Consider the following 26,782-nt stretch of genomic DNA (forward strand, 5'->3'; position numbering starts at 1 on the left):
ATTATAAACCTCTATTTACCTTTTGTCTTATAATTAGAATAATTAAGAAAAAAGAAATAAAAAAATTTTTATGTAAAAAAGCAGACCAGAAAATACCCATCCATGCCTGCCTTCGCCGTATGATTTTTAATCGAATTTACATCCATGAAATGTATATTGTTGTTTTGCTTAATAAGTTCTTTTTTTCAAAAGAATCGGTTTTTTGATTAACTCTTTCAATGCCTCCAAATTAACAAGTAGAGTTCCACAGATAATCGTTACTGCACCTACTGCCATTAACCATGTGACAGCCTCATTATTCAAGAGTGCACCCAATGTTATAGCGATAAGCGGAGAAATATACAGCCATGTAGATGGGAAAACCGGGTTTGTCTTGGCAACAAGCCAATAAAATAAGCTGTGACCAACCATAGACCCAACGATAATTAAATAAAGGAGAGATCCCATTGCCTTCATGGATATTATGGACTCAACATTTATTTTTTCAGTAAACAAGGATAAAACAACGAGAAGAGCTCCGCCATACATCATCTGAGCTGCATTCAATGCTATCGGTGATGTTTCCTTAAAGACTCCAATAACACGTTTGGAATATAAGGCTCCACTCGCATAACAGACTTCTCCCATTAAAATTACGATGCACCCAAGAAACCAAAGAAGATTTGTTTCAAATGTAAAGCTAGATGAAAGCAATAAAATAACTCCCGCAAATCCAATGAAACATCCAATTAACGATTTGTTACTAAATTTTTCACGCAAAATAAATGTTTGGATTAATAATATCATCATGGGGCCTGTAGCAGATAGCACAGCTGCAATCCCTGAATTCACATACTGTTCAGCCCAATAAAGGGTCGCAAACGTACCAAAAGTTAAACCTAAACCTGACAATAGCATCTCCTTTCGAACAAGAAGCGACATATTCGCCTTCCCTTTATTCTTCATCACAATAAATAAAATGAAACCTGCCAGAAAAAATCGGATCCCCGCTGACATAAATGGCGGGGCACCTGCATCCACCCCTATTTTTATCGCTAAAAAAGTAGTTCCAAAAATAAAACACATGATGAAGTAATTTAGAATGATCATAAAAATTCCTCCTTTTTCCTTTATCATAATAGGAGGTAAACAGAACAGATTAATTTAAATAGAACAGATAAGAAAGGAATCTGTTATGATTTGAATGAAAGGAGCTGAGAACTGATGCCATTGAAAAAGAACTCAAACCGTCTTTTTGAAGATGTGTATGATTATATTGTAAACAGGATCAATCGCGGGGAATGGAGGGCTCATGAAAAGCTTCCATCTGTTCGTGAATTGGCGAAGGAATTGAATGTGCACCGTCTAACTGTCTTTAAAGCCTATCAAAGATTAAAAGAAGAAGAAAAAGTGTATGCGAAAGATAAATCAGGTTATTTTATACATCCAGGCAATTTGGAAGGATTTGAACATTTACAGTCTCCTATCTATACTTCACATGTTCAAAGAAGCTATCTTTCAGAAATTCATCAAATACCTGTTACTTATCAGTTTTCTCAGGCACTCATCGATTCAAATCTTTTACCAAACCATTATTTTGCAGATTATATTAAGAAGGTATTCGATTTATATCCGAAAGTATTAGGAACCTATTCCACTGTACAGGGTGACGAAGAACTTAGAGAAGCGTTAGCTCACTACTTCCGTAAGAGGCATCAGTTATATGTCAGTGCCAATGAACTAATCATTACTTCTGGTGCACAACAAGCAATCAACTTAATTTCACAAGCATTTATCAAGCCGAGAGATACTGTGTTAATGGAGCGGCCAACCTACAGTGCGGCGATTGATATTTTTCGCCATCAAGGTGCAACGATCATTCCAGTTGATATTCATCCAAATGGCTATGATCTCGAACAGGTTGAAAAAAATATGAAGCAGTACAAACCTCGTTTATTTTATTTGAACCCGACATTCCATAATCCAACAGGCTATACCGTTCCTACTGAACAGCGCAAAAAGTTGGCCGAATTAGCCGAACAATACCGGTGTCTTTTAGTAGAGGACGATCCGTTTTATGATATATCTTTCGGACATGAACCTCCCTCCCCACTTTTTCGATATGATACTGGCGGATATGTCATATATATTCGCAGCTACAGCAAATACATTGCCCCAGGTTTAAGGATTGCTTTGGTCGCATGCAGGCAACCTTTAATGAAAATTCTGTTAACGGCAAAATCACTTTCGGATAACGGAACACCATTACTCAATCAAAAGATGTTTCTTCACTATTTTCTATCAGAAAGAATGCAACAGCACCTTGAAAAGCTGCGTATTGCATTGAACATTAGAAAGGAAATCATGGAAGAAGCGATCGCTTCTACGGGCTGGGAGTGGACCAGTCCAAGAGGAGGCCTTAACCTTTGGGTAAAATTACCTGAAGAGGTTTCTGCTCAAACACTCCTATCGAAAAGCATTGAACGATCTATTTCATTCGTTCCGGGAAACATATGTGATCCTCTCAATGAGTTGGATTCCTGGTTTCGGTTAAGCTACTCATTTGTAAATGAACAACGATTGATAGAAGGGATGAATGAACTTATAGATGTCTATAAATCCGTTTATTTGAAAAGTCAGCCTGACATAAAATAGTGCCTCCCTTCTCATACTATAGTTGGGAGGTATATTTCTTATGAAAATTTCATTGATAATTGGTCTATTTATATCACTGCAATCTATCGGTTCAACTGACCATTTGACAGTAGAACATCAAGGAAAAACGATCTCTGCCGTCAGCCGGACGGAGTTTTCTCTTCCTTTTCTCGCTGAACCGTTTATTGATCAGGATAAATACAAAGGTTATATGGAAAAACTTGATCAGCAAGTATATCAAGCTCCAGCTAATGCATTCATTGATCAATACGGAAAAATCATCCCTGAACAGGCAGGGCTTAAGTTAAACCGAACAGCTTTTACAGAACATTTTTATACTTATTTTTTCAATAAAGGCCCCTCCCGAATTGAAGTTCCGACCATTTCAATTTATCCAAAAGTCGACAGCGAGCTTCTATCGCAAATAAGGGAAAAACAGATTGGCCATTATATAACGTATTTTAATCCAAGAAACAAAAATCGTACCCTTAATATTACCCTGGCTGCAGAAGCCATTAATAACCATGTCATTTTTCCAAACGAAACATTTTCCTTTAATGGTGTTGTAGGCAAAAGAACGGCTGAAAAAGGATACTTGCCAGCCCCGATTATTGTAAAAGGCGAATTGTCTGAAGGAGTTGGCGGAGGGATTTGCCAGGTTTCTTCAACACTTTTTAATGCTGTTGATAATGCGGGTATACATATATTGGAAAGGTATTCACATAGCAAAAGTGTTCCATATGTGCCGGAGGGCCGGGATGCAACCGTAAGTTGGTACGGTCCGGATTTTACTTTTAAAAATAAATACAATCAGCCGATCCTTATTCGTGCTCATATTTACGGAGGCAAAGTAATTGTTAAGGTTTACTCGTCGGACCAGAACAATTATAAACCTCGCAAAGTATCCCCGGCATCTGATATTCTTCCGATGGAAACAATGTACATGGAAGGAATGAAGAATTAACATTCGTAACGAGAGAAAGCATTTCGATGTCATTTCACAAATATTTATTTATTTCAACATTATTCAAGTTAAATGAACAGATGCCAATACACCATTGTCGTTGGAGTGACAAATGTTGTAAAAAAACATCATTTTATAATGGGGCTGTCTCATAAGGGTCTGACTCCCTCCAACAATGACAATATATAGAATGGTTTTATTAATGTTTGTCAATGTATTGGTGGGTCTCACCCTTTTCTACTGAGTCAGTCCCATTTCTGCACTGTCAACTTTTCTCACTAATCCATGCATCAATTTGATTGTCAAGTTGCTGCAGCATTTTAAATGCCCGCTCACTATCAATTTTTCTGTAATGGTGAAGGCCGCCCGGTTCTTCGTCTTTTTCGTCCGCTAATTTGATAATGTTTTGTAAAGGAGTCCTCACAACCTCTCCTCCCGGTAAAAAGGAATCCGTATGAAAAAGAATCGCCAGAGCAATTTCTTTAGCTTTTACAGGATTTTCACCCAAACGAATCAATAATTTATGTGCCCGTTCAGCACCCTTTATAGCGTGTATGTCATTTTGGCGATAGAGTTCATAATCCCATTTATCGTCTTTATACCATGTATAATGGCCAATATCATGAAGAAAGCCTGCTTTAGCAGCATTATCGACATCGACATTTTGTTCCTTAGCCAAATGAAAAGCGTGATAAGCTACAGCAATAGCATGAGCCATTCCCGAGCGATTAAGATATTTTTGCGCAATACGATGTTGGTATATTTCGATTAATTTAACATCTCTCATGTTATCACCCCTTTAATTTATTCATATGAAAATTGAGACTTGTAGTTGTCACAATATTAATTTCGGAACATTCTTTGTGCTGATTTTTGTTTTTTCATGATTTCATGCGACTTTTCGATAATGTCCGTTAAGACATCTCCTTTATAGATTCTACCTATTTTTGTATTTTCTTGATAGTATGCAACAATTTCATCCAGTTTTTCAACAGTTTCTTTTGATAGTCTTACATTAACCTGTATTTTATTTTGTTGACTCATGATGAATGCCCCCTATCATAATGATATTAATTGCCATCATTATGATAGCATAAAGCTAGCAAATGCTATCATTTTAATACTTTTTTGTTTTTTTTTTTTTTGCGTAAAAATATCGAAATATTCATATTGTTGGCAAATTGAGGTGCGTTATAAAAAATCAGGACAACAAAAAGCGGGTTTATTTTGGTGATCTGTCTATAATATTCTTGAAAAAGCCACAGTTTAAATCTAGCTGTGGCATTTTTCGTTTATACTATTTTATAACAAAACAATGTTCTGTTTCACTCTTTCTTACATAACATAACAATGTTATGTCATGTTATAAACTCCCCTTTATGCAAAAAAGGAGAACCTTTTGGTAAAGGCCTCCCTTTTTCTCATTTGAATTTATTGTAATTAAGGGCCAGATTCCTCCGATCCTTATGAGACAGCTTCGTGTGCTGTGTCCTATGAAATTTCGTGATACGTGATTTCCGGTCGGCTTCCGATTCGGATATTGACTCCGGTCTGCCCCAACCCTTCACTGATATAAAAAGGCTTCCCTTTATGATAATGCAAGCCTTTTACCATTTTCATGCGCACAAGTTTCCCCATTTTGATGAGATGGTAAGGCTTCGGCCAGTGTATTTGCCCGCCATGGAAATGGCCGGACAAAAGATAGTCATAATCATAATCTTCCATGTCCAAAACAACATTCGGATCATGGGTTAATACTAAATTGTATCCTTCGGGCAATCCTTGAAACGCTTTTTTAATGTCACTGCGATGTGTACTGTAATCATCGATGCCGATAATATTTAAATTCTCTCCATCAACGCAAAGAGTCACGTTCTCATTCTGAAGAGTCTTACAATCATGCTCTTCAAGTGTTTTCTTCAGATTTGCAAAGTTTTCCTCTTTTAAGATGTAATCATGATTTCCGAATACAGCAAATATTCCATATTTAGGACTTGCTTTTTGTAAGACTTTTAAATAGTTTGCAAGTTTTGGAATGCTTCTTTTTCTATCTAAAAAATCTCCAGTTAAAGCGATGAGATCAACAGGCTGTTTAGAAATCATTTCAAACAATTTTTCAGGGCTGACCGAAATATTTTCTAGGTGAATATCTGAAAGGTGAAGAACCTTTATATTTTTTATTTTTTTGCGGGATATGGAAATTGTATTAATTATTACATGGCGAGTATTTTTATTTGCTTTATAAAAAATAAAAGCAAGATAAACGAACAAAACTAACAAGAAATAAAAGAGCATTTTCATTCCCCTCCCATCTATCAAGTATAGTAGGTACATAGGGAAAGTCCTAGTGGAAGTTCATGGGAATATATATGTAAATGTATGAAAACGAAAACGATTGTAAAAGTTAAAACCAAAAAGGAAAAAAACAATGAGTAAATTTCTTTTACTGCCATTTATGCAAATTCCTTCGGGTCACCATCAAGTTGCAGATGCACTGAAAACTTATATTACTGAAATTGATTCTTCTATTGAAATAAAAAAAGTGGATATTTTTCATTTTACTTCGCCAATTGGAGAAAAGATGGTTACAAGTTTGTATTTAAAAACGATAAAGTCGCTCCCCTCTTTTTACAGTTGGCTTTATAAAAGCAACGCATGCAAAAATTACAGTCTTGATAAAAGGCTTCCTTTTTATGAACTCTTTTTTATTCGGAAAATGAAGGAATTGATTAATGTAGAAAAACCTGATGCAATTATTTGCACTCACTGTCTCCCCTCTTATCTTATAAATCTGCTTAAAGCCAAGGAAGACTTTCCTATTCCGACCGTGAATGCGTATACCGATTACTTTATTAATAACGTATGGGGAATCCGGCATATCGATTACCATTTGGTTCCCAGTATAAAAGTAAAAAAGTTTCTTGAAATGAGTGGTGTTTCTTCAAAAAAGATTGCCGTTACTGGAATTCCAGTTGAACGCCTCTTTGTAAGCAGAAAGCAATCCATAAACAACGGTTCTCTTTATCATGTTCTCGTCTCGGGCGGGAACATGGGAGTTGGTGCTATTGAAAGATTATTTGCCAGCAACAAGCTATCTGGGAAAATAAAGTATTTTGTACTCTGCGGAAAAAACGATCAGTTGTTTTATGAACTGAAAATGCGAAACAATCCTTTGATCATTCCGCTATCATATATTTCTTCACGAAAGGAAATGAATGAACTTTATGATCAAATGGACTTGATACTTACAAAGCCTGGCGGAGTGACTGTCAGTGAATGTTTAATGAAAAAAGTTCCAATCTATCTCCTAGATTCGCTTCCCGGCCAAGAAGAAATGAATCGCGATTTTTTGCTTGAATCAGGGCTTGCAGTAAATAGACTGGTCCCTTTTCATGACTCGCGCCTTGAAGAAAACCTTTTACAATTCCTTGATAATTCAAGAGCAAAGCAGCTTTATAATGAAAACCTTTCTGTTTATTTAGATAAACTAGCGGATGTTAAAGCTGCATTGACAGACATGATATTTAATAAATTGTATACATGATTATTGCCGTTTTCTGTTAAATTTTGCGTGCAAAATAATAGTGCAGTAAACGATTTTATTTGTCACTTCATATTATATAGTACCACTGTTCCTGCAATTCCTTGTAAAGGAGTGTTACTATGACTTTGTATGTTAACCGGAAAATGGAGGCGAAATTATATAAAACTCAATCTTCACTTCAAGATCCAAACCAAAATTTGTTTCATCTTAACTATATGGCTCAGTTTATTGATCAGCAGCAATCTGTGAATCAACAGATCATTTAAAAGAAAACATATTTGAACGGTTCAGCCATATATCAGAACAGCTGCAATTACATTTTCGCATATCGGCGAGTTATTTCATCAGTTTATTTTCAAGAAGAGGCATAATATACCGAGCGCCTGCCAAAAGTATTAGTAAAGAAGAAGAGGTAAAGAATTAGGTCAGACCCCTTTATTAATGGGGTCTGACCCTTTTCTTTTGAAAAAGTCTTTTTTAAGAAATTATTTTAATATTGTTACTTTTACTTGTTTTCTTCCCCATTGAACTGCTTTTTCTTGAGAAGGAATAAAAACATCAATCACATTTCCTTTAATCGCACCGCCTGTATCTGCTGCAGTGGCATATCCATATCCTTCAACATATACTTTTGAACCTAATGGGATTACACTCGGATCAACTGAAATTACTTTTGCATTTGGATTGGCTTTTAAATCAATTCCAGTTGCAGTAACACCTGAACACCCGTCACAGCTCGCTGTGTAAGCGGTAGCCGTAACAGTAATTTCTTTCGCAGCATTTGCAACCGGTGCTTTGGCAGTAGCTGTTTTCGCCGTTGTTTGCTGGTTTTGCACAGGTTGTGGTTTCACGACAGGTTTTGCAGCTGTTTGATTATTTTGCACAGGTTGTGATTTCACGACAGGTTTTGCAGCTGTTTGATTATTTTGCACAGGTTGTGATTTCACGACAGGTTTTGCAGCTGTTTGATTATTTTGCACTGCTTGTGGATTCACAACCGATTTCACAGCTGATTGCTTGTTTTGCACAGAACTTGCTTTTACCGGCTGTGCTGATGGAGCTGGTGTTCCTGCGTTTCCAGCGGCTGTCGGATAGATCACAAGATTCAATCCCGGTTTAATTAAGTCTGAACTTAGTTTGTTCCATGTTTTCAAATCTTGAACAGAGACACCATTTGTTTTGGCGATGTCCCAAAGCGTATCACCACATTGGACTATGTAATGTTTTTCCGGTGAAACTTCTAACTTATCATTTGGATATATTAGGTCCGAGGATAGTCCGTTCCATTTTTTGATATCTTCTACTGTCACATCATATTTTTGAGAGATCTCCCAAAGTGTATCTCCCTTTTTGACCACAATTTCTTCTGCCTGGACGTTAGCACCGATTACTCCTGAGATTGTTGCTGCTGCTAACATTGAGTATAAGTGTTTTTTCATTTGATAACCTCCTATAGCTTATTCAGCTAACGGTTATTATCATAACATGAACTTGGCTGAGAAAAAGAACAGGCAGATTATAATTAAATTACGTTCTTGACAAGTATATAACGGCAGCATTTCAAACAGAATGAAAATTCTGATTTTTATAGTTAGATGTCAAATTTATCTATTTATTAGATTTTCGAACTGAAAGTCCATTAATAAGATTGACGGCTCATAAATGAATTTAATGGATCATAATTTTGTCTCCTACAACTTTAAGAATTGAAGAAATCGTTTCAATGGATTACTCCTCATAAATTCATCTCCACTTATTCGATTAAATAAAAGACAATACTTTCAAAAAAAATAAAAAAATTTTAAATTAGGTCTACACAAATGATAAGACTATGGTGTATACTGTACTACAACAGGAGAGAACAAAATAATCTGTACTATAAAAAGGAGGAAACTAACATGATGCAAAGTTTACAAAGTCCAGTTGAATTTTACAAAAATCTGCCTAAGAAAGTTTGTCCTGAGTGCGGCCAAGTTATGACAGAACAAGCTGAATCTTATTTAATGGAATGTGATCGGTGCTTATCTAAAAAAGAAGAATAATGTATATGATAACAGCGGGTAATCAACATCCCGCTTTTTTTTAAATACGAAAAGCGGCTGTCATTAGACAGCCGCTTATCAATAAGGTGGTTCCAGACCTACAGGGAGAATACGGAGGCGTATTCACTAGTATCTAAAACAAGAACAACCAACAATTATGAGTAATACAAACAATACTACAATTAACGCAAAGCCGTTATTGAAACCGCCGCTCATACTATTCACCTCCATTTACCTGTTACTATATACTATTGATAAACTGTTTTTTTGGACTAGACGGGTGTGGATAAATTTCAAAAATAGGCAGACACCTGTTTTGATTTCGAAAATATATTCGGTGCTCGAAAAAAATTGCCTAAAAACATAAACTTCCCCCAGAACACGAAAACGCCCTCAATTTTTTCATGAGGGCGTTTCTTAAAAAACAAGATCTTACTAGAAACAATAATACTTGGATGGATTTTCTATGGAAGTTGTTTATTAATTGTATTTGAATGGATTAAAATCTGTTCGAATTTGCGGAAGTTCTCTCGTTTCTTCACGCATACCCGTTCCGCACATCGGGCAGTTTAAATCATCTGTTGCAAAGTCTTTTCTCATCCAGCCATTACATGAAGGAGATTCACATGCATATACACTGGTGTCAACTAAAATGGTTGCTGTTTCTTCAGCCGATTTCTTTGCAAAATACATAAGATGCCCCCCTTTTCTTCTAGTATGTCTGTTTCAATTTCTTTTTATTTATTTAGGAATAACTCAACTTTCGCACACAGATATTGTCAGACATCTCTTGATGTAATTGGGTAAAGACGCAATCCATTCTTGTACTTTACTTTTAAATAATTCCATGTTCAAACAAACATTAGCTTCTGCTAATGTTTGGAAGATCGCTAGTAATTGATTCAATGCACTCTCTAGATTCATATCTTTTACATCTTCACATAATAGAAAAAAGAGATTTCCAATCGTTTTAGGATCGTTGTTTTGTCTACGCTCCCACTCTAAGAGTATAAAGCGAGTAAACACAATCGTTGTATGACTAATCAACAGATCATACGAACGACCTTGAAATTCTTTTGCTAGGTTAAGCAATGATTTGGTACACTTGAAAAATGTTTCGATGTCCCAGCGCATCCCGTAAATACGCACAATTTCTTCATCTGAAAGTGTGGTATCTGTACTCAAAATGGCTAACCATTCACTCTTTTTATTGCGGTTACGCACGAATACAATCTTGACTTGTCGTCCTTTTGCAAGATGAACATGGATCGAACCGAGTAGGTCTTTCTTTTCCATGGTACGCTTTGCTTTTTTAAAGAGTTCATCCAGCGTATGGGCTTCACCATCTATGAAATAACGTTGTTTTAGCTGCTTGACCATACCAATGACAAATAAACCTTTATCCGTGATTTTTTCAATCAAAGGCTCATGCGTAAACCAAGTATCCATTAACACATAATCAGCTGTAATTCCTGCATTTAAGGCATGATCCAATAAAGCAGAGACAACGCTCGGCTTATCTTGTTGTGCTTCAAGACGACGCTTGTAGCCGGAAGTGCGTTTATCAATGGATTCATCGACCCCGTTAAGTTGATTTTCCTTTTTCGCTGAACTCAATAAAGCAAAGTCTACAGGTAGAAAAGAATATCCATCAGACCAACCAAGAGTAAGCAACTGAAACCCCTTATAGAATCGTTTCTCTGTATGATCAAATACTCGTGAAAGAAGTTCAACAGACTTGCTTCGGTTGCGTGAAAAGAGTGAATCATCAACAATAAACACCTTCACTCTGTTGTTTGATGTAAGCTTTTTTATACGTCCAGTAAGATCTTGACATAAGGAAAGTAAAAAAGTTCGCCAAGCATAAGTAGATGAATTTAGAAAACGGTAGATCGTATCTTTTTTAGGTAAGTCCACGGCTTTCTTACTTTGAAGTGCTTGAAACCAATTTTTATATTGGAAAACAAGCAAAAAAATAAGACGGAAAATAGATAAGCATGAATAACCAAATCCCTTAGTAATTCTCGCTTTTCTCAAATGTTTGCCTATATTTAATTCAGAAAATCTTCGTTCAAGTTCTTTTGGTAGTTGTGCAAAAGTATCTTTTTTCGTTATCATAATGGTGACACCTTCTTTGGTATTTGGTTTGATCACCATAATTTTACCAAAAGATAGGTGTCTTTTTCTTTTAAAAAAATAAAATCAATAAAAAACAAGAGAAATAATGAAAGACGATATAAAACAGTCATATCAAGAGTTGCAATAAGATATTACTCTGCGAAAGTTGAGGGAATAACATTTGACAATGAAGAGAAAAATTTTAGTAAAGGAGTTGAAAATGATGCAAGAAAAGTACCTGACAGATGCCCCTAAAAATCGTGAATTTACGATCCGGACGGATGATGTCTTCCCAAATAGCAAAAATTATCCGGGTGATTCAGTTGACAGTCATAAAAATTTAGAAGCAGCCAATATGATTATTGGCGGAAAAGAAATCGGCCAGCAAAATGAAAACTTATGAATAGTCAGATCGAGATAATGAAAAAAGAAGTTGCCAAAAGACAACTTCTTTTTTCATTATCCTGCTGCTTTTTTTACAATTGAATCAGCTTTCTCTTCTTTTATTAACCAAACGATCAACAACACTCCCATTAATGCCATAATCCCAAAAAATAAATAAACAGTATAAACATTATACTCCTCATAAAGAATTCCGCCTAAAAATGTACTGAACCAATTCCCAAGCCCGTTGCCAATTGCAGAATATAGTGTAACAGCTGTAGCCGTAATATGCACGGGGGTTATGTCTCTAATATATTGAAGGCCTGCAGGTATAAACAAACCAATGGAAAATCCCTGAATGAAGGTTGTGATATAAACAATCGACAAACTAGGCTGAGTGAAATACAAAATCCATCTGACTAAAGATACTGCTCCTGCAATCAACGCAACTTCTAAAATCCCAATTTTTTGGATCCATTTTCCCGCAGCCTTCATGAAAGGAATTTCAGATAGAACAGCAATCAAAAAAGCAATTCCAATCCCGGTATAAGTGCCGCCGCTATCCTCAACAAATAATCCAAAGTACGTATTATTGGCCAGGTTAGGACCAAAAACCATAAACGTAATGATTAAGAAAACAACAAATTTCCTATAAGTCAAGATTTCTTTGATTCCGGAAAAAAGATTTTTATTTGGAGATCCTTTTTCTTTCGGAATTCGTAAACCTAAAAGAGAAGCCGCTAATAATGAGAAAAAGAAAGAATAAAAAATTACCTCCGGATTATATTCGGATAAACGTCCCATTATAAAAACAGCTAAACCGAAACCGAGAGATCCGAACAATCGGATATTGCCATAATTGACTTTTACCCTGCTTGTATATTTGAGTGAAATACTGTCTGAAACCGGGATAATCGCACTTTGAAATATTGCAACGAAAACAGCAACGATCATTAATATAAAATAGTCTTTACTAAATAGAAATCCCAACCCAAATAACCCTGAAACAAGAGTAGTTAACGTTAAGACTTTTATTGGAGAATTAGTAGAATCTGAAACCATGCCCCATAATGGCTGAAAAAAAATCATGACAATTGGTCCTGCCGACATGATTGTTCCGATCTGATAACCATTTAAACCGGCAGTTTCACTAAGATAAACACTTAATAAAGGATAAAGGCTTCCAACTCCAAAAAAAGTTAACAAATAAAACCCCTGTAGGGTTAAAACTTTCTTTCGCACTTGATTATTCACTTATGTACCCCCTAATGATGCTTCCATATTAAAATCCATTATTTATTTTATCATGTTCAAATCAAGTTTGTAGTATTTTGCCAAAAACGTGTCCTCTACATTCTCTATATCACCTTTTCACTTGTTATTGACAGTAGTCAATGATTTTTGTGTCTATTTACTTGGTGAAATAACAAAACCCCTTGGAAAGGGGCTTCGAAATATTGAAAGTATGGACGATGTATTCGAATTATAAAGAATGCTTGCAAAATAGTATTGCTTTTAAGATTCGGACCCAATTCCTTGATATAAAAGGTTTTATCCTCCAATGTAAAACATCTCAACTTTTTTAGAATCTGATTTTTTTGTATGAAACAAACGCTCTTCAGAGTAGCGATCCCTGCGGCGAGTCCAAATATCGTGGATCACTTCCTTAATTTCTTCATTGTCCGCTCCTGACCGTAACAATGATCGCATGTCTGTCCCTTCTGATGCAAACAGACAAGTGAACAAATGACCATCTGCCGCCAGGCGGGCGCGGGTACACGTTGAACAAAAAGCGTCTGTAACGGAGGATATGACGCCAATCTCTTCCTTCGTGCCGATGTAGTGGTAACGAGAAGCCACTTCACCGATGTAATTAGGCTTCAAAGGTTCCAACGGCATTTCGGTATTGATGCGTTCAACAATCTCACGTTTTGAAACTACTTTTTCTAAGTTCCAGCCGTTACTGTTTCCCACATCCATAAACTCGATAAAACGCAGGATGTGACCGGTACCACGAAAATGTCGAGCCATCGGTATAATGTCTTGATCGTTAATCCCTTTTTGTACTACCATATTTACTTTTACTTTAAGTCCTGCTTCTGCCGCGGCCTCTATGCCTGCGAGCACAGTCTTTACGTTACAGCGTCCGCCGTTCATTTTAGAAAACAACGCATCGTCCAGACTGTCCAAACTAACGTTAACGCGCTGTAACCCGGCCTCTTTAAGTTTTCGAGCATATTTTGGAAGCAATGACCCGTTTGTAGTTAAGGCAATATCCTGAATGCCGTGTACGGAACGAAGCATTTGGATCAAGGACGGAAGGTCTTTTCGCAACAGCGGCTCTCCACCTGTAATACGAATTTTCTGAACGCCAAGTGATGCAAAAATGCCCGCAAGGCGAGTGATTTCCTCAAAAGTCAGCAATTTATGTTTGGGAAGAAAGGTATAATCGGAAGGAAATACCTCTTCAGGCATGCAGTAGCGGCAGCGGAAATTGCATCGATCCGTGACGGAAATGCGCAAATCTTTCAACGGTCGACCAAATGAATCTGTCAACGGTTTGTTTTCATCGTAAAGATTCTTTTTCATCTAAGATTGCCTCCATTTTCGATTTTCCTCCGTTTAAAAGCGAGATAAACGCTATTTCGTCACTTAGTAAAATTTTCTCCAGTATCATCTTTGATCAACGGCTAGTATAGATTTATAGAAATTGTCCCCTGCCTCTGGAAATTGCTTACTTAACGTCTCACGAAGTACATTCACTTGTTCTGGCTGTAAGAAGGGTAAATAGTTGATATGTCGAGATCACTCAGGAACATTTAGTTTTAGCACCTTTACTATTTCTCCCTTATTCATCATCTTCCTATCAGAAGGAATGACAATTAAGCAATCCGTATCCCTGATGGACGACAAGACGTTTGACTGGTCGATTCCAGCCGGACGGACGTAAATCTTTCCGTCTTTTACTTCGCTTGTTCCGCGTACGATGCGATAAAACGAATCCTTTTTTTTGTATTCCTCGGCGAGAAACGCTGAAAACGAAGGGAGATAGTAATCAGTTTTTCCTTGCATCCCCCACATAACTGGACGAACAAACAGCTCAAACCCGACGAAACACGCTCCAGGGTTCCCGGAAAGGGCGAACAAAAATTTATCCCGCCAAATTCCGACAGTCGTTGGGCTGCCGGGACGCATGGCCACTTTGTTAAACAACATCTTACCGTCCCACTGTTCAAAGATGTCGACCAAAATATCGTAATCCCCGACGGAAGCTCCTCCGGTTGAAATGACGAGATCAACTTTTTCCATTGCATCAAGAATCATTGATTTAGCCAGTCCAACGTCATCAGGCACCTTTTCGAGGAGAACAGGAAGTCCACCGGCATTTAACACTTGCGCGGCAACCATGTAACTGTTGCTGTTGCGAATTTTGCCAGACTCGAGCGGCTCACTGACGTCAAGCAGTTCCGACCCTGTTGCAAAAATAGCCACTGTCGGACGGCGTGAAACAGTAACTGTATCGTAACCGAAAGCAGCAAGTAGGGCAGCTTCCCCGGGATTTATTTTGCGCCCTTTTTCCAGGATCAACGTTCCTTTTGCCATTTCCAGTCCAATGGGAATGACGTTTTCATTGGGTGTCGTCTCCTTTTTGACCGCCGTATACGTTTGACCATTTTTTTGAAACTGTTCCGTCAATTCAATGATGGCGACAGAGTCGGCACCTTCTGGCATCATCGCTCCAGTCATAATACGTGCAGCCGTATTTTCTGTCAGTTTTTTTGTCGAAACAGCACCGCAGGGGATCGATTCAATGACTTGCAATATAACTGACTGTTCGTCGGTTGCCCCTTTTGTATCAGTCGACCGGACAGCAAACCCGTCCATCATCGACCGGCGGAAGTGGGGAAAGTCGTGCGTTGCCACCACATTTTCGCCGAGGTATCGGCCAATGCTGTCCGCAAGCTTTACTTGTTCTGTTCCGAGTGAACGAATCCACGGCTCGAGACGCTTTTGCGCATCCCAAACATTAACAATTTCCCGCTGAAATCTCATTATTCGTCTCCCTTCCTATAATCTTAGATAAGGTCTACTCCTTAGATTGTGCTAAAGAATTACACTTAGTTAGTGATTTCGTCTGTCGAATTTTTATCATATTTTTCTTTACTGTAGATTTTCCAATCTTCAGGTGTATCGATGTCTACGCCCCATAATGAATGATCAAAATCGACATATGCTAATTCAGTTAAATGTTGACGAATGACTTGTTGGGCCCCCCTATCTCCTTCAATCCGAATCAATTCCGGGAAAATTTTAGCAGCAAACAAGACTGGGTGGCCAGGAACAGACCCATAGCGAGGACGAATAATATTCATGTTTTTTGATTTTGCAACATCAAATACTTCCCGTAATCGATCTACCACCGAAACAGGAATAAATGGTTGATCGGCCAAGAAAACAAAACATGCCGAGACTTGATCCCTAATAGCCTTCACTCCTACCTTTAACGAAGAAGACATGCCTTGAGCGAAATTTGGGTTATGAATCACCATTGCTGGTAAATCACGGATATATTCTTTGACTAGCTCAGTATGCTCACCGCTTACAACAACAACAGGACGGAGTCCAGAGTGCACGGCTGTTTCAACAGAATATCGAAACAGGGGCTTTCCGTGCAGGTTAAGAAATTGTTTCGGTTGTCCCATTCGTTTGGACATGCCGGCAGCTAAAATGACAGCGCCAATGTCGTACATACACTTCTCCCGCCTTTTAAAATGGTCGCGTTGCTCAGAGTGATTAACTATGAATTTTTTCTTTCCCATGCAATGGCTTTCCAGGGCGGGCAGATCGCACTGCAAGTAATTCGGACACGATAGAAACGGCAACTTCCTCAATTGTTTCTGCACCAACATCCAGTCCAATTGGTGCCCGTATTGGACCACTATTCATCTCGGCACCGATATTCTGAAGCATTTCCCGAGTGCGTGATAAGGGACCAAGCACACCTACGTATTTAGGTCGTGCCTTTAGCGCGAGACGAAGTGCAGCTTCATCCCTTACTTGCAAGTGATTCATGATTAACCACCAGCTCGAAGCCAGTTGCTTTGGATCTGCCTCGTCGGGTTCAATTACCAAGTGTTCTGCTTTAGGAAAGCGTTTCTTTCCATTAAACTCATTGCGTGGATCAAGAATGGTTACACGGAATCCACATTTAGCCGCGAGCTCCGCCACAGGTATGGCATCGTGCCCCGCACCACAGATAATCAATTGTTCATTAGGCCGCATCGTGTCGATATAAAATCGACGGCCGTCGGCAATGGCTATCTCTGCCCTTGTTCGATTCTCGATACGATTCAACAACTTCTGTACAACAGGTTCCGGCAGATCGTTTACATCCCCTGCCACAGGACTTTTTCCGTCAAAAACACAGCGGATACCGGTTGGTAATTCAAGAACAAGAGAGATGTCACGATCTTGGGTAATAATCTCCTTCACCGATCGCCAGAATGTGTCTTCAGAAAAAATGGGAAAGATAGCGACTTCCATCGTACCTTTGCAACCAATACCGAGAGACCATAATTCATTCTCACTGAGATCGTAATTTACGAGGCGGGGTTCTCCTTCTTCTATTGCTATTTCCGCCCATCCGTAAAGATCCGATTCAAGGCAGCCTCCGCTGAGTGTTCCCAGCATATTACCTGTTTCTGTCATCATCATTTTAGCACCTGGAAGGCGATACGCAGAGCCTTGTACCTGAGTAATCGTCAAAAGGGCAGTCTTTTCCCCATTTAACCATGCTTGTTCCATGCGGGCAAATAATTCACGCGCTTCATCGATACGTGACACGCTAAACCTCTCCTTCGTTTTATTAGAGATTGGTTTACTATTACGAAATTCAAATTGTATATTATTCTAATAAGTTGCCAACTCTACTAAGTACGGCAATGAATCATACTTCCACTCCGTACTGAGTTAACATACGATTTGTTTGTTTATTAAACCAAAGTTTAAATTACTCCTTGAACAATTACCCTCTCAACAACCAATAAGAAGCTAACTTATGCGAAATAATCATTATCGTACCACCTAATCTCTGATCTCCAATGGTTGATAAAAAATTAAACTTAATAAAATATTGTTTTACATCAATATCAGGCGAAAAACATACACGTAATGTTTGGTTTAATATCATTGGGTCACTATAAACTTTATATAGTCCCGTGTTTGCAATAATTAGAAATAAACAGGCCGGCAACAACAATAAAATCATTTTATAAATATAATTACGTTTTAGTTTAATTGATTTCTCGCTGTAAGAAGATGTTGCCACCGGCCACCATACTAGAAAAGATAGTACCATTAAGAAGCCTTGCGAAAAATCATGCAAGGTTTTATCACTCATAACCGTGTTAAATACAACTGGAAAATGGTAAAAGGAGAACATAAAAGCAAAGAAGCCTAATATAGCATTATGGTAAATCTTGCTGCTGCGGAGCTTAACAAAAAACAGAAGTCGAGGATGCTCCGTAATTTCAGATAATCCGGATAGAATAAGCACAGGAATAAAAAAGCAAAGAAGACTCATTTGTAACATATGGACACTTAACAGAAGATGTCCATAGAAGTTTAGGGCACCGCCAAAACAAAAATTAATCAAAACAAGTCCCAAAATAAAGCATATTATTCTTTTTACTATCATTCTATTTAATTGACCAACCTTAACAAGCATTAATATATATATGATAAGAAAGGAAAATGTTAGTAATAAGATAGCTTTGTCTAAATATTGAATTGAATCCAACTTCTTCCCCTCCAAAATAAAGGTTTACAATTGGTGGCTTAGGGTGCTGCTGAACGCAGCGCCCCGCTAAGAACTGCCTTTTTCCAAGTTGTTACATCATGGACATCGACAAACGCGTCAATGTAAGGCAATGCCATCGACATGCCCACCGAAGTTGGTTCATAGCCAGGTTCACCAAGTAGCGGATTCATCCACACCACTCGTCCAACGCGAGCAGCTAAGTCGCGCATGGATGTATGCATTTGTTCCGGATGGCCGGCATCAAAACCATCTGAAATGATAATGACACACGTATGCCGTTGCAAAAGATTAGAGTAACGATGAAGTAATTGTGCCAACGAACCTCCAATCTGAGTTCCACCGCGCAATCCGGGTAAATCGCTATAGGGAATACCTGTCACCCCTTTACGCCCAATAAGCGACGTCACCCGCAACAGGCGTGTGGAAAAAAGAAAGATTTGTGTACGTGCACGCACTCGAGTAAATGACCAGGCGAGTGAAGTAATGAAAGGTGCATAAGGTTTCATCGATCCGGATATATCAATAGCCAGGACAATTCGCGGCTTGTCTGGACGGCGTCGGCGCATTTTGAGTTCAAATGGTTCTCCTGAATGGCGCAATGCACTTCTTATAGTTTTACGCAGGTCAATTTTCTCTCTGCCTCGTGACTGCCACTTGCGGCCGCGCGGAGCAGCCATCGTACGAACTGCCAATTGGGTCAGCTTAATAACATCCTTTAAAACCTGTCCGTCCGCCCGCATAGCAAAACGCTCTCCATCGTTGGGATGATAGCCGGCAAGGACACCCTTTGCTGTCTCTAACGGCGGTGGCTTCACATTTTCACCGGTACCGGTTCCGCCTATTAATTCATCTGGCTGCAGGCGGCGTTTCTCTTGCAAACGAGCTTCCCTTATGCCAAAATATTGCTCAAATAAAGTCGGAAAGATCCCCCATTCCGCCGATGTCCGTGCATAGATTGAGCGAAGGGCGCTGCAAACCTCATCAATGGAGGCAAGGTTCAATTCAGCAAGGGCAGCAATTGCTGTCAACGTTTCAGGAACCCCTGCACGAAATCCGTGTTTCCGCAGCCAAGGCGCAAAATCGGTCAATTGCCTCACGATGCTTCCTGTCAAGCAGCCTATCTCGCCAACCCTCAGATGTTCCATAGAAGATCGAATCCCCTTTCCCTTAGCAAGTCCATGTCTTCCTGCGTCTTCAATAAACACCCGAGGGTATGTTGAATCACTTCTTCGTTCAGCTCCTGTGCGCCTAATTCCGTCAGCGCCTGCGCAAAATCAATCGATTCTGCTAGCCCGGGCGGCTTGAATAGCGACAACTTGCGCATCCGTCGCACGCTATACACGATTTGTTTCGCGAGTTTTGGTGCGATCTGCGGCACATGCAGTGAAATGATAGCCGCCTCCTGTTCAAATGTGGGATAATCGACCCAAATATACAGACAACGGCGGCGCAAGGCGTCCGACAAGTCTCGCGTGCGATTGGACGTTAAAATAACTATAGGTGGTTCAGAGGCGCGAAAGGTTCCTATCTCGGGAATAGTGATTTGGAATTCTGACAGAAATTCCAACAATAATGCCTCGAATTCCTCGTCGGCGCGATCAACTTCGTCAATCAGTAGTACTGGCGCCGGCCTTTCTCGAAGTGCACGTAAAATCGGTCGTTCAATGAGAAACGACTCGCTGTAAAGTGCATCTTGTTCTACGGTACCATCGGTAAAGACCGTGCGTGCCGTCAGCAGCTGTTTTGGGTAATCCCAATCGTAAAGCGCCTGACTTGCATCAAGTCCTTCATAGCACTGCAAGCGAACGAGGTTTACGGAACGAACAGCAGCGATCGCCTTCGCCAATGCCGTCTTTCCTACACCTGCAGGACCTTCTAAAAGCAGAGGACGGGCTAGCCGCTGTGCCAAGTGAACAACAGTTGCCAGCCCTTCATCTGCTACATAGTGAGAACGATGCAATTCCTCTTGCAGCATGCGCACTTGTTCGTTCATTCAGTCATTCTTCCCTTCTACACAGAAGCGAATGCTTTCTCCAGATTTGCAAATACGTCCTGTATGATTTTCTTCGCCTGGTTATCAATCAAACGACCACCAAGTGCAGCGATTGGTCCACTGATGGCTCCGTCACACTCCCATTTCAAGAGGGTACCTTTGTCGATGTCGCTAAGTGTTACAACTGCTTTCATATCAACTCCGCTTCCCATTCCTCCACCATTAATCGGCAGAGCCATCACAACTTGTGGTTCAACAGCGGACAATTCGCAATTGAGTTTGAACTTACCGCGGACAGGTCCAATGCCAACCTTTACAATAGCTTGAAAACGATTGTCACCTTCTACGTTAAATTCAAGCAAGTCGGGAATACAAGGCCCTACTTTTTGCGGATCTGTAATAAACTCCCAGACTTCTTCACGCGGTAACTCGATCGTATATTCTCCTCCATATTTAAGCATCCATCTTCCTCCTTGAGTAAGAATTCAGTAGATCAGACCTCAGCCGTTGATCATCCAGAGAAAAGCGCAAGTTTACTTCCATTGCAACACCATATAAACTAATTCGAATGCTTTAATTCGTCATGCGTGACTAAGAAATGATTCGGGATCTTTTGCAAAGCGGTTTCGGCAGCCGGAGCAGCAGAAGCCGTAGGTAGTGCCATCCAGTTCAAATCGGAATTGGGTCTTCTCCAAGTCGACAGTCATTCCGCAAACCGGATCGACCACTTTTTGAGAAACTGTGGCACGATCGTCATTAGCAGACACTGAATCGGACTTCGAACTCTTCACTTCCGGTAATCCTTCCCATTGCGCATTCAAATCTCGGCGACGGCGTTCCACAATTTGAGCAAGGATACTAAGGGCCACCTCTTGTGCTCCTACAGCACCTATATCTAACCCAGCAGGAGCGGTGACAAAGTCAATTAATTCTTTTGGTGCCCCAGCCACTTCCAATCCGCTGCGCACGGTTTTCCAACGCTTCGGACTGGTGACCAAACCCAAATACCGCATCGGCCAACGGGAAAGAGCCAACAAGGCTTCACCATCATACAACCCCATCGTAGCAACGACTCCATAAGCAGTTGTGTAGTTGAAAGCAGCAAGTTGATTGCGTAATATCTCCAACGTATCTTCCAAACTGCTGCTTCCCGCTTCTTCCAAAGCAATCCGGCGAGGCACAAATGCGAATCGTGGTGCCATATCTTTAAGAGCATGCGCTATCGGTGAATCCCCCACGATAATCAACAAAGGATCAATATGTTTCGGTTCTAAAAAAAGTTCAACTGTACCTTCTGATGCACATGTCATTGAAAGAACAGTTACTCCTTCTTCCACTTTGACCGGCGGCTGTGGGGATACAAGCACGAGTCTTTTTTCTCCAGTGCGAAGACACTCCTGTGCTTGATTGATAATCAACTCTCGCGTACAATGCCCGCCGACAAAACCTTTCATTTCTCCATTCGCCGTCACAATCGCTTTATCACCAACTGTAGCTGAACTCGGCCGCACACGCCGGACAACAGTCACCATGACATATGGTTCAACGCGTTCATCCATCTCCTTTGCCGTTTCCCACACAAGGTCCATTTTGAATGCTGAGGCTGACTCAAAAGGGTCTGACACCTTCCAACAATGACAAATATATAGAAAGGTTTTATTACAGATTGTCTATATATTGTATTGAAGGTTATGACCCATTGAGTTTGAGACAGCCTCCTTTCCCCTCCTTAATTCATGTTAATCCTAGATCCATGCTAGGTACTGTATCATTCATTAATACCGTGCTCTCTCAAGATGTTCCATACCTTCCACGGAAAAATCGGCATGTCGATGTGCTCTACGCCAAGCGGCGACAGTGCATCCACAACCGCATTAACAAACGCGGCAGGAGAACCGACATTCGGCGACTCTCCAACGCCTTTTGCACCAATCGGATGATGCGGCGACGGTGTAACCGTCATATCCGTTTCCCATGTTGGCGTGTCGAGCGACGTCGGAACTAAGTAGTCCATAAAGTTAGGCGCCAGACAGTTGCCGTTCGAATCGTACGGAATTTCTTGCATGAATGCAATGGCAAACCCTTCCGTGAGTCCTCCGTGTATCTGTCCCTCAACGATCATCGGATTGATCACGTTTCCGCAATCGTCAACGGCTAAAAACCGCCGTACTTTCACAGCACCTGTTCCCTTATCGATATCGACCACCGCGATGTAGGCCCCGTGAGGGAAAGTGAGGTTCGGTGGATCGTAGTAGTATGTCGCTTCCAAACCAGGCTCCATGCCATCTGGCACATTCGTGTAGGCAGCAAAAGCTACATCTTTCATCGTTACCGATTTCCCAGGCAAACCTTTTACGGTAAAGGCGGTGCCATCCCATATGACGTCATCTTCACCGACCTCCAGCAGATGGGCAGCGATTTTGTGAGCCTTTTCACGAATCCTGCGTCCGCAGAGAGCAGCAGCAGCACCCGCCGTCGGCGTAGAGCGGCTGGCGTACGTACCTAATCCATAAGGAGCGGTATCGGTATCACCTTCCTCAATCAACACGTCATCCACAGTCAATCCGAGCTCTTCCGCGATGATTTGGGCGAATGTCGTCTCGTGCCCCTGGCCTTGGTGCCGCACACCGAGCCGCGCGATTACCTTGCCAGTTGGGTGGACGCGAATCTCTGCGCTGTCGAACATCTTGATTCCAACAATGTCGAATGTATTTTTTGGCCCTCCACCGACAATCTCCGTAAAAGTGGAGATGCCAATTCCCATAATTTCACCCCTGGCTCGTTTCTCTGCTTGTTCTTTGCGCAGATCGTCATACCCAATCCGTTCAAGCGCGAGTTTCAACGTTTTTTCATAGTCTCCGCTGTCGTACACCCATCCGGTCGGAGAATGATATGGAAATTGCTCCTTCCGAATGAAATTACGGAAACGCAGTTCGGCAGGATCTATCTTTAGCCTTTGCGCTAAAATGTCCATTGTCCGTTCAATCAGGTACGCTGCTTCTGTGACGCGGAATGAACAGCGGTACGCAACTCCTCCAGGAGCTTTGTTAGTATAAACTCCATCCACTTCGACGAACGCAGCCTTGAAATCATACGACCCTGTCACAATGTTGAACAGACCAGCCGGGAATTTGGTCGGATTGGCTGCAGCGTCAAAAGCACCGTGGTCGCCGATCGTTTTCACCCTAAGTCCCAACACTTTGCCATCCTCGCGCGCAGCAATCTCGCACGTCATGTGGTAGTCGCGTGCGAAAGAAGTGCTTGCGATATTTTCAGTTCTCGTTTCAATCCATTTAACAGGCACACCTAACTTCACTGAAGCAGCAATCGCACAGACGTATCCCGGATAGACACCTACTTTGTTCCCAAATCCGCCGCCAACATCAGGCGAAATAACTCGAATCTGATGTTCGGGAATACCGCTTAACATCGCAGTCACTGTCCGGAGGACATGGGGCGCTTGGGAAGTGACATAAAAAGTCAACTTGCCTGTTGCCGTATTGTGATCAGCAACACATCCACACGGCTCAAGCGGCGAAGGGTGAACACGCTGGAAGCGTATATCTTGCTTGACGACGACCGGTGCTTCGCGAAAGACGGTCTCGGTTTCTTCTCGATCCCCCGACTCCCAGTGCCAGATGTGGTTCGATTTTTTCTCCCGATCTTCACGGAGAATGGGAGCATCCGGCTCAAGCGCCTTAAACGGATCCACCACAACAGGCAATGACTCGTAATCGACTTCGATCAACTGTAAAGCGTCTTCCGCTTGTGCGCGCGTTTCCGCAACGACGGCGGCAACTTCTTGGTACTGAAACAAAACCTTGTCCACGGCCAGTACCATCTGTTGGTCGCCATTCAAAGTCGGCATCCATGCAAGGTTCATTTTGGCCAGATCCTCACCAGTGAGCACTAATTTGACGCCGGGTGCGGCTAGTGCAGCTGACGTATCAATTCGACGAATGCGCGCATGCGCGTATGGACTGCGTAAAATGCTCATATAGAGCATATTCGGCAGAATCACATCATCTACATAGCGACCCTTACCGCGAAGAAAACGCGGATCCTCTTTACGGGCTATCGATTTGCCCATTGGGCGCAACTCATTCTGTTGAAGTGCCACTAGTGGCCACCTCCTCTAATGATTCTTGAGTTTCATTCGCCATTTTGCGGGCAGCGGACTTGACGGCCTTCACGATATTCATATATCCTGTACAGCGGCAAATGTTTCCGGAAAGTCCTTCGCGAATTTCCTCCTCTGTCGGCAAAGGATTCTCCTGAAGCAGTGCATAGGAAGCCATCAGCATTCCTGGCGTGCAGTATCCGCATTGCAAAGCATGATCTTGCCAAAACGCTGTCTGCAGCGGATGCATTTGTCCTTCTTGATCCAGCGCTTCGACCGTCAATACCTCACGCCCATCCGCTTGCGCAGCCAATACGGTGCAAGACTTGACGGCTTTCCCGTCCAATAACACTGAGCAAGCACCGCAGCTTGTTGTATCACAACCGACATGCGCACCCGTCAGTTTCAGTTCATCACGCAGGTAATAGACCAACAATGTACGTGGCTCAACCTTTGATTCAAACAACTGCCCATTGACCTTGACACGGATCTTCATTGAACCCCCACCTTTCCATGCAACTCTTCCGCGATTTCGCGTAGTGCGCGTGCAGCAAATACACGTAAAAGATCCTTCTTATAGTCCGCGCTGCCCCGTAGGTCATCAACGGGATCCGCATTTTCCGGCACAAGTTTTGAAACGTCTTCAATCGTCTTCACTGTCAGACGTTGTCCTATGAGTGCCTCCTCTGCCTTAGCAGCTCGCAATGGGATCGGCCCGCAAGCGCATATGCCGATGCCTGCCTCAGTAACTCGGCCTTGACTGTCAACAGCAACCTGCACAGCCAGCCCTGCAATGGCGAAATCGCCGGCTTTACGCTTGAGCTTCATATAGCGGGCGGCAACGGGACTGGTTGGAATGGGCAAGTGCACCGCAACGGCAAGTTCATTTTCATCCAGCGATGAGGCAAATGTATCCACAAAAAACTCGTCAATGGGAATAAACCGATTTCCCGACGGTCCTCGTGCTTCCACTACAGCATTTAAGGCAATCATCGCAGTCCCCCAATCTGAGGCAGGATCTGCATGAACGAGCGAACCGACAACCGTCCCGAGATTGCGAATCAATGGATCTGCAACCCAGCGGGCAGTGCGGAACAGAAGCGGAAATTTGTCACGGAGTTCTTTCGCTTGTTCCAACTCGGCTTGGCGTGTCACAGCACCGATCCGCAATTTACCGTTGACTTCACTCCATCCTTTAAGTTCATCAAGATTATTAATATCAATTATTACGGCTGGAGCAGCGACGCGTAGCTTCATCATTGGCAACAAACTTTGGCCGCCCGCCAATACTTTGCCGTCGTATCCATACTCATCCATTAGGCGGATCGCTTCGTCGACAGATGTCGGTGCTTCATATTTGAATGCATTGGGAAACATTTAGAAACCCCCTTATGTCTAGATGGCGAGAGCATTGTGAACAGGTATTCTTTAGGTGCGTGCATTTCGTGCACTTCCATATTGTTGGATCCACTTTCACCAATTTCTCGCCTGCCTAAGCATTCGCTTCAATTTTTTAACTATTACTTATTCTATTTGTACAGCCTTTAAGTTATGATAGTTGACCCGGGTCATTCTAACTGAATAAAAGGACAGATTAACGATTTTTCTCACTCTTTGGGTCTCAATGTTCTCAACACTACTCTTTCGTGGAAATTTTCTGGTTCGAGCCTTGCTGCGTCTATACCATACGAAATCTCTTTAATTCAGCTTGCAAACAAATTCTCTTTTTTTCAAACTAATTGAAAGCAACCTACAAATAAATGTTTCAAACCTGGGCGATGATCCTTTGTTTTATCGAAGGTGTTCAACAACTTATCCGCACCTTCATAAGTACCTTCCACCACATATCTGAGTAAAGTTGTCTCATGTCTATATCAAACACAGCCTTGCATCAAACGCCCGACTCAACACGTCTTCATGAGGCATTGAATCCATACAGTTGGACGGCGAGATTGGCAGAACTGATAACAAAATAAGAAAGCGGTTACATTTATAGGCGGAAGTAAATTGAATATGTTTTTTCAAAGCAAGATACGAAGTTATTTGCATCAAACAGTTTTCTAATTAAACAGACATTTCAATCCAATCGATTACCTCCTTTACAGTATTAAATTTCGTAGATTAACTGTGCCGGGACTAAGATTGGTTAAATATTGCTGAAGG

The 26,782-nt window shown here is 41.1% G+C and carries 27 protein-coding genes; 6 read left to right on the plus strand and 21 right to left on the minus strand.

Features of this window, described 5'->3' with window-relative positions; translation table 11 throughout:
- Positions 1 to 168: 168 nt before the first annotated feature.
- Positions 169 to 1,089: a DMT family transporter gene (locus C0966_RS05855; RefSeq protein WP_274854263.1), complete on the minus strand. Its 921-nt coding sequence runs from the start codon at positions 1,087 to 1,089 to the stop codon at positions 169 to 171.
- A gap of 114 nt (positions 1,090 to 1,203) precedes the next feature.
- Between C0966_RS05855 and C0966_RS05860 the strand changes: the two genes are divergently transcribed.
- Together C0966_RS05860 and C0966_RS05865 are read left to right on the plus strand one after the other, a co-directional pair.
- Positions 1,204 to 2,634 (plus strand): PLP-dependent aminotransferase family protein, encoded by a 1,431-nt coding sequence (locus C0966_RS05860; protein ID WP_274854264.1) that lies wholly within the window; start codon positions 1,204 to 1,206, stop codon positions 2,632 to 2,634.
- Positions 2,635 to 2,674: 40 nt separating this feature from the next.
- Positions 2,675 to 3,598, plus strand: coding sequence for a VanW family protein (locus tag C0966_RS05865; RefSeq protein WP_274854266.1), 924 nt, complete (start codon positions 2,675 to 2,677; stop codon positions 3,596 to 3,598).
- A 265-nt stretch (positions 3,599 to 3,863) separates the two neighbouring features.
- Here C0966_RS05865 and C0966_RS05870 read toward each other — a convergent pair whose 3' ends face one another.
- From C0966_RS05870 to C0966_RS05880, 3 genes are all read right to left on the minus strand, one after another.
- Positions 3,864 to 4,385 (minus strand): HD domain-containing protein, encoded by a 522-nt coding sequence (locus C0966_RS05870; protein ID WP_274854267.1) that lies wholly within the window; start codon positions 4,383 to 4,385, stop codon positions 3,864 to 3,866.
- Positions 4,386 to 4,441: 56 nt separating this feature from the next.
- The gene (locus C0966_RS05875; RefSeq protein WP_274854268.1) at positions 4,442 to 4,642 is read right to left on the minus strand and encodes a hypothetical protein; all 201 of its coding nucleotides are present in this window, start codon (positions 4,640 to 4,642) and stop codon (positions 4,442 to 4,444) included.
- Between the two features lie 447 nt (positions 4,643 to 5,089).
- On the minus strand, positions 5,090 to 5,899 hold the full coding sequence (locus C0966_RS05880; RefSeq protein ID WP_425535920.1) for a metallophosphoesterase: 810 nt from the start codon (positions 5,897 to 5,899) through the stop codon (positions 5,090 to 5,092).
- 127 nt (positions 5,900 to 6,026) lie between these two features.
- On the opposite strand from C0966_RS05880, the gene C0966_RS05885 reads away from it, so the two are divergent.
- Entirely contained in the window at positions 6,027 to 7,142 is a 1,116-nt protein-coding gene (locus C0966_RS05885; protein WP_274854270.1) for an MGDG synthase family glycosyltransferase, read from the plus strand.
- 119 nt (positions 7,143 to 7,261) lie between these two features.
- A complete protein-coding gene (locus tag C0966_RS05890; RefSeq protein WP_274854272.1) occupies positions 7,262 to 7,408 on the plus strand; it encodes a hypothetical protein in 147 nt (48 codons plus the stop codon).
- Between the two features lie 219 nt (positions 7,409 to 7,627).
- On the opposite strand, the gene C0966_RS05895 is transcribed toward C0966_RS05890, so the two are convergent.
- Positions 7,628 to 8,581, minus strand: coding sequence for a LysM peptidoglycan-binding and 3D domain-containing protein (locus tag C0966_RS05895; protein ID WP_274854274.1), 954 nt, complete (start codon positions 8,579 to 8,581; stop codon positions 7,628 to 7,630).
- A gap of 459 nt (positions 8,582 to 9,040) precedes the next feature.
- On the opposite strand from C0966_RS05895, the gene yhfH reads away from it, so the two are divergent.
- On the plus strand, positions 9,041 to 9,184 hold the full coding sequence (gene yhfH / locus C0966_RS05900) for a protein YhfH (protein ID WP_274854275.1): 144 nt from the start codon (positions 9,041 to 9,043) through the stop codon (positions 9,182 to 9,184).
- Between the two features lie 126 nt (positions 9,185 to 9,310).
- On the opposite strand, the gene C0966_RS05905 is transcribed toward yhfH, so the two are convergent.
- From C0966_RS05905 to C0966_RS05915, 3 genes are all read right to left on the minus strand, one after another.
- Positions 9,311 to 9,400, minus strand: coding sequence for a YjcZ family sporulation protein (locus C0966_RS05905; protein ID WP_274854277.1), 90 nt, complete (start codon positions 9,398 to 9,400; stop codon positions 9,311 to 9,313).
- A gap of 264 nt (positions 9,401 to 9,664) precedes the next feature.
- Positions 9,665 to 9,877, minus strand: a complete 213-nt coding sequence (locus tag C0966_RS05910; RefSeq protein ID WP_274854279.1) for a cold-inducible protein YdjO-related protein — start codon at positions 9,875 to 9,877, stop codon at positions 9,665 to 9,667.
- A 63-nt stretch (positions 9,878 to 9,940) separates the two neighbouring features.
- Positions 9,941 to 11,302 (minus strand): IS4 family transposase, encoded by a 1,362-nt coding sequence (locus tag C0966_RS05915; RefSeq protein ID WP_096550514.1) that lies wholly within the window; start codon positions 11,300 to 11,302, stop codon positions 9,941 to 9,943.
- Positions 11,303 to 11,525: 223 nt separating this feature from the next.
- On the opposite strand from C0966_RS05915, the gene C0966_RS05920 reads away from it, so the two are divergent.
- A complete protein-coding gene (locus tag C0966_RS05920; RefSeq protein WP_425535921.1) occupies positions 11,526 to 11,705 on the plus strand; it encodes a hypothetical protein in 180 nt (59 codons plus the stop codon).
- Between the two features lie 56 nt (positions 11,706 to 11,761).
- Here C0966_RS05920 and C0966_RS05925 read toward each other — a convergent pair whose 3' ends face one another.
- From C0966_RS05925 to C0966_RS05985, 13 genes are all read right to left on the minus strand, one after another.
- The gene (locus C0966_RS05925; RefSeq protein WP_274854281.1) at positions 11,762 to 12,940 is read right to left on the minus strand and encodes an MFS transporter; all 1,179 of its coding nucleotides are present in this window, start codon (positions 12,938 to 12,940) and stop codon (positions 11,762 to 11,764) included.
- Positions 12,941 to 13,237: 297 nt separating this feature from the next.
- The gene (gene moaA, locus C0966_RS05930; protein ID WP_274854282.1) at positions 13,238 to 14,275 is read right to left on the minus strand and encodes a GTP 3',8-cyclase MoaA; all 1,038 of its coding nucleotides are present in this window, start codon (positions 14,273 to 14,275) and stop codon (positions 13,238 to 13,240) included.
- Between the two features lie 216 nt (positions 14,276 to 14,491).
- Positions 14,492 to 15,739, minus strand: coding sequence for a molybdopterin molybdotransferase MoeA (locus tag C0966_RS05935; protein ID WP_274854283.1), 1,248 nt, complete (start codon positions 15,737 to 15,739; stop codon positions 14,492 to 14,494).
- Positions 15,740 to 15,804: 65 nt separating this feature from the next.
- Positions 15,805 to 16,437: a nucleotidyltransferase family protein gene (locus C0966_RS05940; protein ID WP_274854284.1), complete on the minus strand. Its 633-nt coding sequence runs from the start codon at positions 16,435 to 16,437 to the stop codon at positions 15,805 to 15,807.
- 43 nt (positions 16,438 to 16,480) lie between these two features.
- Entirely contained in the window at positions 16,481 to 17,530 is a 1,050-nt protein-coding gene (locus tag C0966_RS05945) for an XdhC family protein (RefSeq protein ID WP_274854285.1), read from the minus strand.
- Between the two features lie 181 nt (positions 17,531 to 17,711).
- On the minus strand, positions 17,712 to 18,485 hold the full coding sequence (locus tag C0966_RS05950) for a cytochrome c oxidase assembly protein (RefSeq protein WP_274854286.1): 774 nt from the start codon (positions 18,483 to 18,485) through the stop codon (positions 17,712 to 17,714).
- Between the two features lie 38 nt (positions 18,486 to 18,523).
- Entirely contained in the window at positions 18,524 to 19,534 is a 1,011-nt protein-coding gene (locus C0966_RS05955; protein WP_274854287.1) for a vWA domain-containing protein, read from the minus strand.
- Between the two features lie 104 nt (positions 19,535 to 19,638).
- Entirely contained in the window at positions 19,639 to 20,499 is an 861-nt protein-coding gene (locus C0966_RS05960) for an AAA family ATPase (RefSeq protein ID WP_274854288.1), read from the minus strand.
- A 17-nt stretch (positions 20,500 to 20,516) separates the two neighbouring features.
- A complete protein-coding gene (locus tag C0966_RS05965) occupies positions 20,517 to 20,960 on the minus strand; it encodes an SRPBCC family protein (protein ID WP_004436399.1) in 444 nt (147 codons plus the stop codon).
- Positions 20,961 to 21,080: 120 nt separating this feature from the next.
- On the minus strand, positions 21,081 to 22,058 hold the full coding sequence (locus C0966_RS05970; RefSeq protein ID WP_274854290.1) for an XdhC family protein: 978 nt from the start codon (positions 22,056 to 22,058) through the stop codon (positions 21,081 to 21,083).
- A 209-nt stretch (positions 22,059 to 22,267) separates the two neighbouring features.
- On the minus strand, positions 22,268 to 24,619 hold the full coding sequence (locus C0966_RS05975; RefSeq protein ID WP_274854292.1) for an aerobic carbon-monoxide dehydrogenase large subunit: 2,352 nt from the start codon (positions 24,617 to 24,619) through the stop codon (positions 22,268 to 22,270).
- Positions 24,600 to 25,115: a (2Fe-2S)-binding protein gene (locus C0966_RS05980; protein ID WP_274854293.1), complete on the minus strand. Its 516-nt coding sequence runs from the start codon at positions 25,113 to 25,115 to the stop codon at positions 24,600 to 24,602. Before C0966_RS05980 ends, C0966_RS05975 begins: the two co-directional genes overlap by 20 nt.
- Positions 25,112 to 25,996 carry an FAD binding domain-containing protein gene (locus tag C0966_RS05985; protein WP_274854294.1) on the minus strand — a complete coding sequence of 295 codons (885 nt, stop codon included), beginning with the start codon at positions 25,994 to 25,996 and terminating at the stop codon, positions 25,112 to 25,114. The genes C0966_RS05980 and C0966_RS05985 overlap by 4 nt, the downstream gene beginning before the upstream one ends.
- Between the last annotated feature and the right edge of the window lie 786 nt (positions 25,997 to 26,782).

It is taken from the genome of Bacillus methanolicus (assembly GCF_028888695.1).
GTDB lineage: Bacteria > Bacillota > Bacilli > Bacillales > Cytobacillaceae > Bacillus_Z > Bacillus_Z methanolicus_B.

Excerpts from the sequence above, each read along its gene's own strand:
- C0966_RS05855 (WP_274854263.1), bottom strand. The coding sequence starts at position 1,089 with ATGATCATTCTAAATTACTTCATCATGTGTTTTATTTTTGGAACTACT.
- C0966_RS05860 (WP_274854264.1), top strand. The coding sequence starts at position 1,204 with ATGCCATTGAAAAAGAACTCAAACCGTCTTTTTGAAGATGTGTATGAT.
- C0966_RS05865 (WP_274854266.1), top strand. The coding sequence starts at position 2,675 with ATGAAAATTTCATTGATAATTGGTCTATTTATATCACTGCAATCTATC.
- C0966_RS05870 (WP_274854267.1), bottom strand. The coding sequence starts at position 4,385 with ATGAGAGATGTTAAATTAATCGAAATATACCAACATCGTATTGCGCAA.
- C0966_RS05875 (WP_274854268.1), bottom strand. The coding sequence starts at position 4,642 with ATGAGTCAACAAAATAAAATACAGGTTAATGTAAGACTATCAAAAGAA.
- C0966_RS05880 (WP_425535920.1), bottom strand. The coding sequence starts at position 5,899 with ATGAAAATGCTCTTTTATTTCTTGTTAGTTTTGTTCGTTTATCTTGCT.
- C0966_RS05885 (WP_274854270.1), top strand. The coding sequence starts at position 6,027 with ATGAGTAAATTTCTTTTACTGCCATTTATGCAAATTCCTTCGGGTCAC.
- C0966_RS05890 (WP_274854272.1), top strand. The coding sequence starts at position 7,262 with ATGACTTTGTATGTTAACCGGAAAATGGAGGCGAAATTATATAAAACT.
- C0966_RS05895 (WP_274854274.1), bottom strand. The coding sequence starts at position 8,581 with ATGAAAAAACACTTATACTCAATGTTAGCAGCAGCAACAATCTCAGGA.
- yhfH (WP_274854275.1), top strand. The coding sequence starts at position 9,041 with ATGATGCAAAGTTTACAAAGTCCAGTTGAATTTTACAAAAATCTGCCT.
- C0966_RS05905 (WP_274854277.1), bottom strand. The coding sequence starts at position 9,400 with ATGAGCGGCGGTTTCAATAACGGCTTTGCGTTAATTGTAGTATTGTTT.
- C0966_RS05910 (WP_274854279.1), bottom strand. The coding sequence starts at position 9,877 with ATGTATTTTGCAAAGAAATCGGCTGAAGAAACAGCAACCATTTTAGTT.
- C0966_RS05915 (WP_096550514.1), bottom strand. The coding sequence starts at position 11,302 with ATGATAACGAAAAAAGATACTTTTGCACAACTACCAAAAGAACTTGAA.
- C0966_RS05920 (WP_425535921.1), top strand. The coding sequence starts at position 11,526 with ATGCAAGAAAAGTACCTGACAGATGCCCCTAAAAATCGTGAATTTACG.
- moaA (WP_274854282.1), bottom strand. The coding sequence starts at position 14,275 with ATGAAAAAGAATCTTTACGATGAAAACAAACCGTTGACAGATTCATTT.
- C0966_RS05935 (WP_274854283.1), bottom strand. The coding sequence starts at position 15,739 with ATGAGATTTCAGCGGGAAATTGTTAATGTTTGGGATGCGCAAAAGCGT.
- C0966_RS05940 (WP_274854284.1), bottom strand. The coding sequence starts at position 16,437 with ATGTACGACATTGGCGCTGTCATTTTAGCTGCCGGCATGTCCAAACGA.
- C0966_RS05960 (WP_274854288.1), bottom strand. The coding sequence starts at position 20,499 with ATGAACGAACAAGTGCGCATGCTGCAAGAGGAATTGCATCGTTCTCAC.
- C0966_RS05965 (WP_004436399.1), bottom strand. The coding sequence starts at position 20,960 with ATGCTTAAATATGGAGGAGAATATACGATCGAGTTACCGCGTGAAGAA.
- C0966_RS05970 (WP_274854290.1), bottom strand. The coding sequence starts at position 22,058 with ATGGATGAACGCGTTGAACCATATGTCATGGTGACTGTTGTCCGGCGT.
- C0966_RS05980 (WP_274854293.1), bottom strand. The coding sequence starts at position 25,115 with ATGAAGATCCGTGTCAAGGTCAATGGGCAGTTGTTTGAATCAAAGGTT.
- C0966_RS05985 (WP_274854294.1), bottom strand. The coding sequence starts at position 25,996 with ATGTTTCCCAATGCATTCAAATATGAAGCACCGACATCTGTCGACGAA.